Annotated in this window: 7 protein-coding genes; 1 reads left to right on the top strand and 6 read right to left on the bottom strand. The window is 70.9% G+C overall.

Features of this window, described 5'->3' with window-relative positions:
* Positions 1–13: 13 nt before the first annotated feature.
* On the bottom strand, positions 14–2,665 hold the full coding sequence (locus ACIBO8_RS26055; RefSeq protein ID WP_396117915.1) for a glycosyltransferase: 2,652 nt from the start codon (positions 2,663–2,665) through the stop codon (positions 14–16).
* A 704-nt stretch (positions 2,666–3,369) separates the two neighbouring features.
* On the opposite strand from ACIBO8_RS26055, the gene ACIBO8_RS26050 reads away from it, so the two are divergent.
* Complete coding sequence (locus tag ACIBO8_RS26050) at positions 3,370–4,686, top strand: TolB family protein (protein ID WP_396117914.1); 1,317 nt, start codon at positions 3,370–3,372, stop codon at positions 4,684–4,686.
* Positions 4,687–4,737: 51 nt separating this feature from the next.
* Here the strand turns inward: ACIBO8_RS26050 and ACIBO8_RS26045 are convergent, their stop codons facing one another.
* From ACIBO8_RS26045 to ACIBO8_RS26025, 5 genes are all read right to left on the bottom strand, one after another.
* Positions 4,738–7,662, bottom strand: a complete 2,925-nt coding sequence (locus ACIBO8_RS26045) for an AAA family ATPase (RefSeq protein ID WP_396117913.1) — start codon at positions 7,660–7,662, stop codon at positions 4,738–4,740.
* 420 nt (positions 7,663–8,082) lie between these two features.
* Positions 8,083–8,181 carry an ALQxL family class IV lanthipeptide gene (locus tag ACIBO8_RS26040; protein ID WP_396117912.1) on the bottom strand — a complete coding sequence of 33 codons (99 nt, stop codon included), beginning with the start codon at positions 8,179–8,181 and terminating at the stop codon, positions 8,083–8,085.
* A gap of 139 nt (positions 8,182–8,320) precedes the next feature.
* Positions 8,321–11,008 (bottom strand): class IV lanthionine synthetase LanL, encoded by a 2,688-nt coding sequence (gene lanL, locus ACIBO8_RS26035; protein WP_396117911.1) that lies wholly within the window; start codon positions 11,006–11,008, stop codon positions 8,321–8,323.
* 28 nt (positions 11,009–11,036) lie between these two features.
* Positions 11,037–12,074 (bottom strand): radical SAM protein, encoded by a 1,038-nt coding sequence (locus tag ACIBO8_RS26030; protein WP_396117910.1) that lies wholly within the window; start codon positions 12,072–12,074, stop codon positions 11,037–11,039.
* A 208-nt stretch (positions 12,075–12,282) separates the two neighbouring features.
* Entirely contained in the window at positions 12,283–15,159 is a 2,877-nt protein-coding gene (locus ACIBO8_RS26025) for a DUF4157 domain-containing protein (protein ID WP_396117909.1), read from the bottom strand.
* Positions 15,160–15,590: the final 431 nt, after the last annotated feature.

Here is a 15,590-nt window from a genome sequence, read left to right as displayed (position 1 = left end):
GTGGTCGTCAAGTCTAGGACGGTTGTGGTGAGGCCGCGACGGCCGAGCGACCGGTCCCGGGCGCCAGCCGCGGGGTCGGGCGCCAGTACGGATGGGCCAACGCGTGGGTCAGTGCCCGCCGCGACCGGTCGTCCAGCGTGAAGTCGACCGGCGGCGCGTAGGGCAGGTTGAACCACACGACGGCCCGGATCAACGGGTACGACGTGCGGAACGTGTCCAGCGCCTTCGTCACCCAGGCGGCCTGATCACCGCCCTGCTCGACCGTCGCGATCTCGCTCACCATGATCGGCTTGCCGAACCTGCGCAGCTTCTTGTAGTCACCGGCGAAGATGGTGCCGGCACTCGTCCACGAGCTCCACGGTCGCGTCTTTCCCCAGTTCATGCCGCTGACGCCGAGCCAGTCGACATAGTCGTCGCCGGGATAGAAGTCGTCCGGGGAGTACGGCCGGCTCATCCCGTACCCGGAATTCAGTGACCAGACCCAGGAAACGTTGGTCGCGCCGGCCGCCCGGAAGATGTCGTGCACGTGGCGCCACGCGCGCACATAGCCTCGCGGCGTGTTCCCGTTGACCCCGACCGACCACGGATACCACCAGCCGTTCGCCTCGTGCATGAACTTGATCAGAACCGGTCGCCGGTAAGCGGCCAGCCCTTTGGCCCAACTGCGGATGTACGCGTCATACCGGCCGGACGCGATGACGTCGACGCTGGCGGCGGCCTGGTCCGGACTGGAGTAGCCGCCGGGCGGGCGGGCCCAGGGCTCCCAGACGATCATGGGTACGGAACCGGCCTCGGAGACGGCGTTCAGCCAGTCCTCCCGCAGCCGCACCTCACCGCTGCGCCACTGCTGGAACCACTGGACGAGCTGGACCCGGTCCCCCGCGTAGGTGCGCAGGACCTCGGCCGGGGTGGTGCCACCGTCGCCGTGTGAGAGCCCGAAGTACGCACCGGTCGTCGGCGGCACCAGGCGCCGGGGCGCGCTCTTCGGTACGGGGGTCGGCAACGGCACGACGAATGCGCCCGCCGGCACGTGCGAGTCGGCCACCAGGGAACTCGACCAGCGGGGCTCGGCAGCGGCCGGCGCGAAGAGGGACACGACCATGGCTGCGGCGATGCCCAGGCGCAGGCCGGCCCGAAGCCCGGCGGACTGGCGTGGGCGCCAGGTCACCGCGGTGATCGGACCGCTCAGCAGCAGCGCCATGAACGCCGTCCAGAACAGCCCGATGGGTGAGATCCCGGCGCGGCCCTCGCGCAGCAGCAGCGCCAGCCCGCTGATCATCGCGAGCAGGAGCAGCACCGGCGGCACCACCAGTCCGGAGAAGCGCCGCTGGTGATATTTGACGGAGATCAGCGTGCCCGGCCGGCGGCCCAGGAGCACCCGGACCGCCGCGGACAGGAACATGACCGCACTGGAGAGCGTCACTTGCAGGGAACGCAGCCCGGCCACCACACCCCGATGGGCGATGGCGATGAACAGGAACAAGGCAGCCAGGTACGGGCCCGCATGCCACAGATACGCCGCGTCGCTCGGTGACGCGACCATGGCGAACCGGGTGACGGCGTAGCTCAGTGACGAGACGGCGAACACCAGCTGCAGGCCGGCGAACAGATAACTGACCGTGGTGTCCAGGTAGTGCAGCCTGTGCCGCAGCGTCAGACCCCGGTGCCACAGCGGCGAGTCACGAAGCAGCAGGCGCAGGCTGTCCATGGCCCAGCGCTGCCGCTGGGCCAGGTATTCGGCGACGGTTTCGGGCGCCGTCCCGGTGCTCACCGGACGTGGATGGAAGACGCTACGCCAGCCGGCGGAGTGCAGCCGGTAGGACGTGTGCAGGTCCTCGACGAAACCCCACTCGCTGAAACCACCGATCGAGGCCAGCGCGGCCCGCCGGTACACCGTGCCGTTGCCGCAGGAGATGGCGCCGCCGTCGCGGTCCTTGGCGGGCTGGATCACCGTGTAGAAATAGGTCTCCCGGTTGTTGAGCACATCCCGCCCGGTCAGCGCGAACCGCTGGTAGGTGCAGACGAACGCCACCCACTCGTCGCGCAGATAGCCGATGGTCTGCTCGGCGAGGTCCGGCTCGGCCACGTGGTCGGCGTCCAGCGTCACCACGAAGTCCCCGTCGGTGTATTCCAGGGCGTGGTTGAGGTTGCCGGCCTTGCCCCGGGCGCCGCCGGTACGGGTGAAACACACGACCCCCAGCCGCGCGGCCAACGCGTCGATCTCCTGCCAGCCCGCCTTGCCGGCCAACCGGCCGTCGTTGAGCACGTACGTCCGATGCGGATAGGTGATCCGCAGCGCCGCCAGCAGCGTCTTCTCCACCATCTCGACCGGTTCGCCGCACACCGTGATGAACACGTCGAGCGTGCCGAAGGGCGGCCTCGGCGGCCCCGGACGCCACCGAGCACGCATGATCAGTACGGCGGTGCAGGCCAGCTGAAACCAGCAGAGAGCCTCGGTGACCAGCAGCACCCGGCCGGGCACCCCGGTGCCGCCCAGCGTGCCGAGCCGCCACCACAGGTATCTCCCGCCGAGGCCGACGGCCGCCAGGACAGAGGCGCGGAGCACGAACCTGAGACCGGCGCGGGGCGGGCGCTTCCATCGGGCGTCGCCGACGGGCGGGGTGGGGACCGCGGGTGGATCGGCGACCGCGGGCGGGTTCAGCACCGTCAATGGGCACCTCTGGATGCCGGATCCCCGTACATGACACAGAGGGTAGGACTTACGATTCGGTCCGTGAATCAACTGTCAGGTCTGGGTCAATAACCTGGTCACTTATAGACGACCGGCCGACGGCGCGCCGCCCCATTTCAGCGGATCCCGCGGTATTCGACCGAAACCGTACTGATTCTCGCCAGGACCCGTCGCAATAGGAACGACTTACCACGACACCTTCACCGCACGCCTGCTTCGGGTGCCGCCCTGGTCCACGCTTCCAGGAGCACGCGGCTGGAGGCCGCCGTCCGCTTGCCGTGCGGGGCGGGGCGGGATCAACCGTCAGCACCTCGCCCCCTCGATGAGGTGCCCGGCTCGACGCAGCGCGGACCGCAGATCGGCCTGCCGGTCGATGCCGTCCGAGTGCCGAGTGGGCATAAGGGAACCCCCTACAATCACTCGTCGTAAAGTCTCGGATGTCCCATTTCTCCGGCGGGTACATCCCGTTTACTCATTTCGTCCTATCGGGTGGTCCTTGCTGGCCTCAGCGAGCAGTTCCTATGCTGCGCGAGCTCTTCGATCACCTAAGTGAGGTATGTGTGGCAACTTTCCGTTCCGTGCTGCGGAGCCGGGCCCTCGGGACCATCGGGGTCGTCGGGCAAGCCATGAGCGTCAACGGTGTCCAATTCCCGCGTCGGCGACAGGGAGCCAGTGCGATGAGGCGAGCCGCGGGTCTCGCGGTGACCACGCTGGTCACGGCGATCGTGGCGACGACGACACCGGCAATGGCGTTGGCCGCGGACGGCGGTGTCCCGAAAGCGGTGGACCTCGCCGTCGACGGTGGCCGACCGGACGACCGGGCCGAGGGCTGCTGCTCGCTGTCCGCGGACGGCCGGTACGTCGCGTTCGAGTCGTTCGCGTCCAACCTCGTCGGCGGTGACCGTAACGGCGTACTCGACGTCTTCGTCCGCGACACCGCCACCGGAACCACGACACTGGTGAGTGTGGATTCGAGCGGTGTCCAGGCGGACGCGCCGAGCTTCGACCCGTCGATCTCAGCGGACGGACGCTACGTCGCCTTTGCCTCCTCGGCGTCGAACCTGGCTCCGGAGGACAAGAACGACGCCAACGACGTGTTCGTGCGGGATCTGCAGGCCGGCACGACCACCCGGGTCAGCGTCACCGCGAGTGCCGCCGCCGGCGGCTGGCACGCCGACAGCGAGTTGCCGGCGATCTCCGGGAACGGCCGGTTCATCGCCTTCGAGACCGAGGCTCGCCTGGTGACCACGGATACCGACGGCCTCAGGGACGTGTACGTCTTCGACCGTGTGACGGGCACGCCGGAGCGCATGACCGTCACCCCGACGGGCGAGCCCGCCAACCAGCACACCTTCTGGGCCGGAACCGGGATCTCGGACGACGGCCGGTTCGTCACGTTCGAGTCCGAAGCGTCGAACCTCGTGGCCGGGGACGTCAACGGGCAGAAGGACGTGTTCGTGCGGGACCGGCAGCAGGACGTGACCAAGTTGGTCAGCATCACTCCGGCCGGTGTGCAGGGCAACGGCCGCAGCGAGGACCCGTCCATTTCGGCGGACGGCCGCTCCATCGCCTTCGTGACGTGGGCGACGAACCTGGGTGAAGGTACGGACGGCGGCTGGGAGCGCAAGGTGTACGTGAAGGACGTCCGCACCGGACAGCTGAGCCGGGAGGACCGGAACTCCAGCGGCGCCTTCGTGGGGGCAAGGGAGCCCCGGCTCTCCGCGGACGGCAGCTACCTGGCGCTGACCGCCGGCTCCGGCAGCATGGAGAACGACTGGTCCGGTGGGTCCAACGTCTACGTCCGCGACCGTCGCAGCGGTGAGGTGGTGCCCGCCAGCCATGGCACCACCGGCAAGCCCGCCGTCCAAGCCTGTCTCGACATCGCACTGTCGGCCGACGGTCGACACGTGGCGTTCATCTCGGACGACGGCTCCCTGGTGGACGGTGACACCGAGGGCAAGGACAACGTCTTCCTCACCACCTTGCCGGCCTGACGCCATGCGCTGCCCGGGCCGGGACCCGGGCAGCGCATAGCTCGAGCACGTCTAATCCGCGCTCGCCTCCGCCGCCCAGCGGCCGGCCAGCGCGGTACGCCCGGAGACGCCGAGCTTCGCGTACACCCGGCCGAGATGCACCTCGACGGTCTTGGGACTCAGATGCAGGCGACGGCCCACCTCGCGATTGGTCAGCCCGGCCGAGACCAGGGCGGCAACCTCCATCTCCCGCCCGGTGAGCCCGACGCGTTCGGCCAGGGACCCGGCCGCCGGCGTGGCGTCGGCGCCGTGTCGCGGGCGACGCGCGTTCATACGCCGTTCCTCCCGCGCCACCTGAGGGAGGAAAAGCCGCGCGTCGCACCGTACGAAGAGGTTCCGGGCCGCGTCGAAGTGCTCCCGGGCTGCCCCCGTACGCCCTTCTGATGCGAGCGCGACCGCGGCGAAGAGGTGGGCCCGGCCGGCCTCCACCGCCACCCCGACGCGGGTGAACGCCGCCGCGACCGCAGGGGCCAGCCGGGCCGCCGCGGCCGGATCCACCGGCATCGTGGCCATCAACCGGGCGAGCTGCGCGACCGCGCTCCGTACGGGCGAAGCCACCGCGGCCGCGGCCGCCTCGGCCCGGCCGGCCCAGTCGGCGGCAGCGGCGAACCGGCCGCACCGGACTTCAGCCTCGGTGAGGATCTGGTACACCACGGGCCGGTTCAGGGCCTCGACGGCTGGAAGCTCGGCGCCTCCGCCGGCGGTGAGGAGCAGCTCGATGCAGGCGTGCGGGTCACCGGAGTGCAGCATCGCCTGGCCGAGCATCGCCGCGGCCTGCCCGCTTCGCCAGGTCAGCCCCGCCGTCAAACGATCCTCGGCGGCCAGCGCCCGCTTGCCGAGCCGGAGGGCCTCGTCGAGGTCGCCGCGCCAGGTGGTGATCCAGCAGCCGAAGGTCAGCGCCATGGTCTGCAGCTCGTCGCTGTCGGTCAGCTCAGCCGACTCCAGCCCGTCGGCGAAGCAGACCGTCGCCTCGGCCAGTTCGCCGAGGTACGCGTGGACCATCCCGTGGACGGCGTTCAGCGTGGTGATCACATGGGTCTGCCCGCCGGCCCGTGCCAGCTGAAGGCCACGCTCCAGGTGACGACCTGCCGCAGTCAGTCGGTCGGCGGACGCCTCGGCCCAACCCAGCCACAGCGCGGCGTCGAGGTTGCGGACCAGTTCGCCATCGGGCAGGGCGTCGAAGAGTGCGGCTGCCTCGTCGAGACCCGCCGCTGTCTCGGGCGCGGCTGGGTTCGCCCACGGGGCCAGCGCAGCGATCGACAGCGCCATGGCCAGCAACACGTGATCACCGGTACGCCGGGCGGCTTCGATCGCCTCGGGAATCCGGGTGCGCGTGCCCGCATCGCGTTCGACGACCTCGCCGGCGGCGAGAGCGACGACGAGGCCGGCCGCGGCATGGGGATCCTTACCGGTGGTCCGCTGCCACTCTGTCTGCAGCAGTGCCCGGGCCTCGATGTGGCGGCCGAGCAGGCGCTCCAGCGTCGCGCAGAGCCGGACCGTCTCGGCCCGTAGGCTGGTGAGGTCGGCCGGCAGAAGCCGTAGCACCTCGTGCAATGCCGCGCGGGCGCCACGCAGATCACCCGTCGCCGCCACGGCCTGGGCGAGTCTGCCGAGCAGGAACAGGCGCTGTGGCGTGGTGGGCTCGGTTTCGGGCAGCAGCCTGAGGGCGGCTCGCAGGAAGTGCCCGGCGTCCGACGGCGTGGTGTGCAGCGTCGCCTCGGCGGCCTCTGCGAGAACGGCGACGGCTTCCAGGTCGCCGCCGACGGCGGACCGCTCGACATGGTGTGCGAGTTCGACGTTCGCCGCGCCGCGGGCGCGCAGTGCCGCGGCGGCGCGGCCGTGAGCCTGCAATCGCCAGACCGGACCCGCGTCGCGGTAGGCGACGGCGCGCACCAGCGGATGCCGGAATCTGAACAGTCCGGCAGCGCGGCCGGTCCGCACGAGGTCGCGGTGAACGAGGTGATCGAGCGCTCTCAGCACCGGTTCCCTCGGCAGGGCGGCGGCCTCTGCCAGCAGCCCGGCGTCGAAGTCGTCGGCGACGACCGCCGCAGCGTGTGCGACGGTGCGTTGGTGCGGATCCAGCGCCGCCAGCTCGGCCGCGAGCGCCGCATGGATCGCCGGGGGTAGCTCTCCTCCGCTGCCGGGCGGCACCTCGCCCGGGGCCGCACCATGACGGTCCGCGCGCACCAATGCGTCGAGGTAGAACGGGTTTCCGGCGCTGGCCCGGTACAGCTCCTCGCGTCGGGTGCCGCTCAGCTCGGCCGGCAGCAGCGGCTCGGCCTCGACCCGGCTGAGCGGGGCGAGCTCGAGCAGCTCGGCGGTTCCATCGGCCACCGCCCGGCACAACGCGTGCCACATCCTTGGACTGACCTGCCGGCTGCGACATGACAACGCCAGGACCAGCCGGGCCCGGGGCGGATGGCGCAACAGGTGATCCAGCAGCTCCACGGTGCCCTCGTCCGCCCAGTGCAGGTCGTCGAGGGCGAGTACCAACCCCGCCGGCCCGGCAACCAGCTCCAAGAGGGAGCGGACCGCCCGGTGGAGCCGGTACCGCTCCACGTCGACCAGGGCGACCGGGGCAGCGGCGGAGATCGACGGGAACGCGGCGGCCAGCAGCGTGAGCTGCGGGTCCCCCAGCTCAGCGAGCCGTTCCTCGCCGAGCTCGGCGAGACGATCGTCGAGAGCATTGACGAAAACGCCGAAAGGCACATGGAGCTCGAACTCCGACGCACGCCCCGAACACACAGCGAACCCGGCTCTTGCGGCCATCTCCCCGAACTCGGACAACAATCGGCTCTTACCGATCCCCGGGTCACCAGCGACGCCGACACACCGCGACATGCCGGACTCGCCGAGCGAGCGGCGCAGGACGCCGAGCTCCCGGTCTCGACCCACCAACAGGCCGTCCGCCTCGCCGTCACCACGCTGCACATCCACCAGCGTCGCCCTCTCCCCCGCTCTCGACGCGCCGACCGCACGTCGCGGCGCCCCCGCGCGTCGGGCGATCATGCCCGGTTCGCCGCCACCGGAGCAAACGGCTCCGCCGTACGTCCGACCGTGCCCGCGGTCCAGGGCCGCCGCCGGAACGGACACGAGCACGTATCCGCGCGCCCCGCACCGAGCGCGGACGACGACTGCCTCTCGACGCCCCCCCTGCCGGGCGTTCGATGGGCTCAAGAGGGTCTGTCGCCGAACGTACAAGGCGGGCGCCAGTGGAGAACGCGCCCGGCACACGCGAACCGGCTGAGCAGCACGGCTCCGGCCGTCAACCGTGATGACCCCGTTCGGTGGCCGCCGGCCCCGTCGTCGTGGCGGGGCCGGCGGCCGAGAGTGCAGCTACGGGAAGCGCAGCCGTACTCAGGCAAAGGACGTCTTGCACGTCATCGGGCACGGGAACAGGCCGCTCTCGGGCTCCGGCTCCTCCAGCATCTGCAGGGCCTCGACATCGATCTCCATCGTCAGTCACCTCCTCGTTCAGTCGTCACGGACAGGGCGACATCGCACGCCGGCACACCAGGTGCGCGAAAGTGCGACGACGTCGGTTCATCGGGCGGTCCCGTCCTCACCGGATGCCCGAAGGCACTGCCATCGGTGGCTACCGCTCCATCCCGATGGCGGTGTACGAGGCCGGAAGCCACATCCGGTCGCCACCGAACTCCAGCCGCAAGAGGAAGGCGACCACGCCGGCGAGGCCGGTGTTGTAGTCGGCGGTCACCGCGTCCAGCAACTCGTCCGGGGCGAGCATCCGCCCGTCGCGCAGGGCATGCCGGCCGTAGATGCTGACCGCGAGGTCGCGCGCCCGGTCCCGGTACGTGTCGTCTCCCGTCACGTCGGCGACGTCGAGCAGGAACTCCCCGTCGCCGGCCAGGCCGTGACACTGGGCGGGCCCGGCGTGCCAGCGCGAGCGGTACACCGCGGTGGCGGCTTGCAGCGCCAGCTCCGTGAACCGTTCGTCACCGGTTCGCGCGCCCAGCCGCAGCAGGAAGGTGCCGACGCCGGAGGCCCCGCTGCACCAGCTCGTCATGCCGACCTGCTTCGTCTGGCCGCTCGGCCAATATGCCGCTCCGTCCTTGACCTGAGCGGCCGCGGCGAGCGTGCGGCCGCCGCGTTCCGCAGCATCCAGAAAGGAGCGGTCCCCCGTCGCGCAGGCGACGGTCAGCAGATACGCACCGACGCCGGCGACACCGTGGGCGAAGCCATAATGGACGAGGCCGGCCAGCGTCGAGCTGAAGTCGGCGGGGATCGGCCAGACCAGGCGGTCGTCACGGTCGTCGGCCATGGCCAGGAGACCGGCGGCGACCTGCCGGGCCCGCTCCAGGAAGACCGGGACGCCGGTGATTTCGTACGCTCGGAGCAGCGTGAAACCGCAGCCCGCCATGCCGTGGCACACGTCCGGGTTGGGCCAGCGCAGCGGCAGCCGGCCCGCGAGGTCGGTGCCCAGCTCGAACACGCCGTGGTCGTCGAGCTGTCGGCCGGCCTCGAGCAATGCCCAGGCGGTACCCGCACGCCCGAAGTAGAGGCCGGGCAGGGTCCGCGGCTCGCGCAGGGCGCGCGAGCCGATCCATCGGGCCGTGGTCGCCGCCGCCTCCCGCAGCGATACGTCGTCGCTCAGGTGGCGGCTCGCCCGGAGCAGGACGGCGAGAATCCCGGCCGCGCCGTGCTGCACGTTCAGCGGGTCGGTGCGGGAGCCGACCTCCCCGGACTGCCATAGGCGGTCGCGTTCCGGGGTACGGGTGGCGAGGAGGAAGCCGATACCGTCCTTGATCCAGCGAACCGGCTCCCCGTCGGCTGCTGTCACGACCCGTGGTGCAACCCCGACCGGGGACCGAGCGGCGAGCATGCTACGGACGTCGTTGACGCCGGGCCGCTGCGCGGGATCGTCGTGCAGCAGCGCGACGACGACGGGGGCGTACCGGCGGGCACACGGGTTACGTTCGCCGAGCAGTCGGAGCAGGGCGGCGACCCGGGTGCGGTGCTCACGCGCCGGTGGCTCGTCGCCAGGGAACAGCGGGTCGGAGCCGGTGACGAGGTGGAAAAGCGTCGCGCCGAGGCTGTACAGGTCGACGCTGGGGTCGTGCTCCGCGTCCAGCGGCGGCGCGCCGACCTGTTCCGGTGCGGCGTACCCGGGTGTGAAGGCCCGCGTGGCCGGTTCCCCGACCGGCGTGACCAGCTCAAGGTCGATGAGCCGAAGGTCGACGTCATCGGTCACCATGACGTTGTTGGGGTTGAGGTCACGCAGGACCAGGCCCTCGCGGTGGACGGCGTCGACCAGGTCCAGCAGGCCATCCGCGAGCCGGTCCACGACGGCCGGCGGCGGTCCCCAGGTGGCGCCGTCGTCGAGGACGCAGTTCTGTGTCGCCCACTGCCGCAGCGTCGCGCCGGTGACCAGCTCCTGAACCAGGAAGAGGTCGCCCTGCTGCTCGAACGTCTCGACCAGACGCGCGGTCAGGCCGGTGCCGGACAGACGCCGCATCATGGTCGCTTCATGGCGGCGCGCGGTCCGCACGTCGGCGCCGGTCAGGTTGGCACCGGCGTGCGCCCGGGCCTGTTTGACGACGACCGGATCGCCGGTGTGCTGGTCCTCGGCACGGTAGACGCCGCCGCCGAACGAGTGCCGGATCACCTCGTTCACGACGTACCGATCATTGAGCAGCACCGGACGCGGCGCAGCGGGCTTCGCCGCCCGGTCCCCGCCGAAGGGGTCACGCGGCGCCCACGCGGGCGGGCTGTACCACGCCTTGCGCTGGTCGAGCACCATGCTGCCGTCCGGCGCGACCAGCATCGCCTCGTAGCAGCCGTCGTTGCTGAGCATGGGTACGCCGCGGAAGACACCGAACCGGTAGTGCACCAGGCTGCCCGGCTTGTAGCGGCGGTCACTCATGATGCCTGGGCCGGGCAGGCCCCTGGTCGCCTCGTGCAGCTGCTCCGCGAGGGCCCGCAGCCCGTCGTCGTCGGTGTCGGGATACACCGTCAGGAACTTGCCTCCGCCACCGCGGTCGGCTCGCCGGGAGCCGAGCTCGCCGACGTGCTCAAGGGTACGGGCGAACTTGAACGAGCAGCCGTGCGCGAGCAGAACGGCGGCAGCCCGGGCCAGCACCACCGGCGCGGACAACGGCGTGGCCGAGAGGTGCAGCTTCCAGCCTTGCGTACGCGAGCGGTTCTCGGATGGCTGGACGAAGCACCAGAAGCCGTCCGGTCTTACCTGCCAATCCTGGCGCCCCTCGCCGAGCATCGCCCGTACGCAGTCCACCAGAAGACTGTCGTCGTCGTTCGCCGCGTCCATCTGTTCCCCCATTGGCGTCAGCGGTCGATCAGGACGGCGCGAAGGCCGGACGCCGGTCGATACGAGCGCGCGTCGCGTCGGTACCGAAGTGGTAGTCGATCCTCCGGGCGGCGTCGGCCCACTGCACCATCGTCCGTACGGGGGTGAGCGCCTCCACGACGAACGGGTCGCCCCATCGCTGAACGGCCCGATCCCACAGCACGTCCGGCGGTTCCGTCAGCACGTTGCCGACAGTTCCCTCGTAGATCGGCATCGCCCGGACCTCGCCGTCGGGTTCGACCTGGAGCGCCGGCATGTAGACGCCCCGCGCGACGAGATCCGGGCGCATCATGAGCATCAGATTGTCGTTGCTCGCGACGGCCACCGACCGTGGCGCCAGCGACCTGATCCGGGCCAACTGCTCCGGGCTGCCCAGCTGCCGGTGCTGTGCATCGGTGACCAGTTCGTGCACCGCGAAGTCGGCGCGGCTGGCCAGCCCGGACGGCACGGCGGCGCCGAACCAGAGGAACCCCAGCCGGGGAAAGCGCCGGGCCACCGCCGTACACAGATCGTCGATCTGATGGAAGTTGCCGCGAACGACGGCGCAGTCGATGCCCAGCACGGGCGCGGGCAGCCCGGCCGCGAGACGCCGGCGGACGGCCTCGTCCAGCAGCGTCAGCGCTTCGACAGCCCGGTCGAACGAGCCTGCCCGTCCACGGATGCGGTCGTGCACCTCGGCGGTAGCACCGTCCACACTGACGTTTATCTGCGCTACCGCGCCCATGAGGGCATCGGCCATGCCAGCGTCGAGGTGCCAACCTCCGGTATAGAGCGTGACCGCGATGCCGGACCGGGATAAGCGCTTCGCGACGTCCACCAAGTCCGGTACGGCCAACGGCTCCCCGCCCGCAATGGCGATCGCACTCGGGCGCATGGCGATCAGGGCGTCGGCGACCCGAAAAAGGTCAGGCGCACCGAGCTGCCGGGTCGAACGGCGGCCGGACTCCGAGTAACAGTGGATACATCGCAACGGGCACGCGTACGTGATGTCCCAGATGACGTCCGACGGGCCGCTGGCGATCTCCACGAGCACTCCTCACAAGACCGGGACGAGAGAGAGGTGCGTACCGGCGTCTCCAGAGTGCCGATGCAGGCCGCCGCCGGGTATAAGGGATCCGCCTACACCTCGCGCCGCGGCCGGCCCTGCTGGGTCCCGCTCTTCAGAACCTTCAGGTACCAGCTGGACCGTTCGTCGTTGATCCAGAGTTTGAGGTGGTCGGCGGGGATCGGCCCGTTCAGGGTGTCGCGGCCTCGGACACGAGTCGCTCCGCGCGGGCCGTGAGGTCGGCGGCCGTACCGCCGGTCTGCAACATGGTGAAGTTGAACTCGGAGGTGAGGCTCGCCGTGATGTCGGCGACCGGCACGTCCTCCGGGACGATCCCGACGAAGCGGGCTCGGGTCGGGCTGAACCGCACCCGGGTGGGTACGCCGTCGACGAGGATCTCGGCCGGCACCTCGTCCAGCGTCGAGGAGAGCTGCGTCTCCCCCGGCACGGTGCCTGGGCTCAGCCGCTCGACGTCTTTGCGGATCTGGCCGCCCCACTCGGACTGGGTCACCATGTCGCGCATGCCCTTGTCCTCGGCGATCACCTTCTGCGCGCGCCGGGACACCTTGCGGCCGCCGGCGGCCACCGCGTCCGCGTCGGCCTTGAGCCCGCTGCGCCGCAGCAGCGCCTCCACCGCCTCGGCGTCCTCCTCGATGACCACCTTGGCGAACTCGTCGCGCCGCCCGATCCCCGACGACGCGGTTCGCAGCCCCTCGGCCGCGCTGGCCCCGGCCTTCGACTCGAGCACCGTGACGATCTCGATCGAGCCGTCCGGCAGGCGCCGCGCGAGCACCCCGTCGGTCAGCTGACGGCGGCTCAGGTCGGCGATCCGGTGCCCCTCGATCAGCTCCAGGCCCGCGTTGTCGCCGACACCGAGCACGTCGGACGCTCCCGCTGCCAACCGGCGCCGCACGTCCACGTGCGCCAGCTCCTCGAGCAGCTGGCCCTTGACCTTGTTGATCCGGTCGGCCACCGGACCCACCCGCGCCTTGCCCAGCACCCGAGCGATCGCGTCGTCGGACAGCTCGAGGCCGGCCAGGGCGGTCCGCGCCCGGGACAGCCCTTCCTCACCGGCCGCCACGGCGGCCTCGGCGATGCCGAACCGGGCGGCGGCGCGGTTGGCCAGCTGCTCGCCGGCCTGCTCACCGAGCGTCTCGGTGGCCTCCCGCCGAAACGCCGCCGCAGCCGTCGAGTCGGCCTGCGAGGCGAGCGTGCGCGCCGCGACCCGCAACGACTTCGCGACGGTCGCCATGTCGATGAGCAGGAACGCGGCATCCAGCAGCACCCAGGTCAGGCTCGGCTCGTTCAGCGACAGATCCGCCACCGAGGCGTCCAGCGCGATGTTCTCGGCGGCCTCCTCGTTCAGGTAGTCGCGGATGCTGCCGTACAGCGAGCCGGCACCCCACAGGCCCGCCACGGCCGCACCGGCCGCCGGGGTGAACAGCATGCCGGCCAGGATCGTCGTAGTGATCGCCAGCGCCGCCTTCACCCAGCCCAGGAACGCCTCGTCACTCTTGATCTCGGCGATCTTCGCGTCGATCGCCCCGAGCAGCACCGGATGCCGCACGTTCAGGCGCTCCTGGGTGATGCGCAGGACGTCGCGCATGTTCCAGATCTTGAGCTCGTCAGCGTTGATCGCTTTCCGGACCCGCTCGATGTTCTCCAAGACCTCGGTGACCGGGCCGGCCGCCACCTTGCCCAGCTCAGTGGCGTCTGCCACGGCGAACGAGCCCGGCACATAACCGCTGCTCAGCAGGATCGGATAGGTACGCCCGTAGGAGAACCGGGCCGCCTGATAGATCGGGGTCTTGGCGGCCAGCATCCGCCGGTTCTGGTCAAGGTTCGCGATGTCGACCATCACCGACTGCTCGTTCGGCGGGATGGTGCGGGCGAACTCCTCCGGGGTCAGCACGCCGGCCGACGGCGCGTACCTGGACAGCGCCTCCTCGGCCATCCGCACCGCGTTCGCCAGGCTGAACGGAGCCAGCTGGTCGAGGGCCTGGTCAGCGGCGAGCAGGCCGTCGATGTCGGGCGAGCACACCTGCGCCGAGTAGCGCTCCAGCTCGGCCTTCGCCTCGTCGGCGTTGTGCTGCAGCATGTCGAGGGCGACCTGCTTGGCCTCGGCCAGGAACCGGTCCGGGAACCACTGCTCGGCCATCGCCAGCATCTCCGCCTCGCTGGCGACGTCGAGGCTGATGCAGTCGTGCTCGATGCGCTGGGTGAGGTCGCGCTCCAGGTCGACCAGCGCCTGATATTCCTGGTGCGGGCCGCCGACGTCCGGGTCCTGGGTGTCGCCGTCAGCCTCGATCCGGAAGATCCTGACACGGGCATCGTCGCGCCGCCGGATCATGGCGACGACCTCGGCGCCGCCGGTGACCTGGGCCAGCTTCGCGGTGTCGGCCTCGTTCAGGCCCGGCTTCAGTAGGCCGCGGTAGCGCTCGGGAATCGCTTGGTCCGCCGTGTCACCCTCCACCTGGTCAGGCTCACGGGAGATCGTCGCCGTCCGCGCCCGGCTTCCGGCCACCGTGCCACTGTCTGCCCGGCGCGCCGCCTCGATCTCGTGGGCGTCGCCGGGCTCGCTAACCGTCAGGCCACTCGTCACGGACGGGGACTGGGTGGTGTGCACCAGCTCATGGGCCAGCAGGCGGGCGCCGTCACCGGTGTGCGGCTGATATTCGCCGGCGCCGAAGAAGATGTCCTGCCCGACCGTGAACGCCCGCGCTCCGACGGCCCGAGCCAACCCGGCCGACTCGGCGTCGCGGTGCACCCGCACCCCGTCCAGATCGGCGTCCTCGTGCCGGTCCCGAAGCTCGGGCGAGAGGGCGTCGCCGCCACCGATCCGGCGGCCGATCAATCCCGCGACGTATTCCGGCACCTCCGCGGGCGCACCGGACCGCATAAGGCGCACCGCCGCCGCGTTGCCGGCCGACGACTGCACCCGCAACAGCAGACCAGCCAGACCGTCGGCCCTCCCCGCCGCCGGTGCGGGAGCGCGCTCTTCGATCCGCTCGGCAGGCGCGGCCGAGCGGGACGTTGCCCGCACGCGGTCCGCCCGGCCGGCCGTCACGTGTCCATGATGGCGCGACCCCCGGCACGGCGCCGTGTCATTTTCCGGACCGGACCTCCGGCGCACGGACGGGCAGGGCCAGAGAACCCGTCTGGCTTCTCCCGCTCATCCACTCCGGCAGCCGGGCAGTCCGGCAGCACACGATGGGTCTGGGCTCCCGATGTGGCCCTCTCTGCTGCGGTTGCCACCGCCTCCCTCGTCGGCTTCAGCGCAGCAGCGGACAGGCCGTCGCGGCGAAACCGAAAGAGGCCACCACCATGGTCGCGCCGACGGACAACGCCACGTATACCCCGCAAGGGCGGGAGTGGTCGGACGCGGTTCGCGGAGTCCGCACCTCAATGTCCGGATTCACCATACGGTCGCCGTGCGGTACGGCAGCCCGCCCCCAAGCGGCTGCCGCACCGCAGATGTGATGGATGGGTCGCTGTTTC

Origin of the sequence: Actinoplanes sp. NPDC049681 (genome assembly GCF_044465265.1) — a bacterium.
In the GTDB taxonomy this organism is placed as follows: Bacteria; Actinomycetota; Actinomycetes; order Mycobacteriales; family Micromonosporaceae; genus Actinoplanes.
Note: the sequence above shows the minus strand (reverse complement) of the source record. Positions and strands in the feature narration are given on the sequence as shown.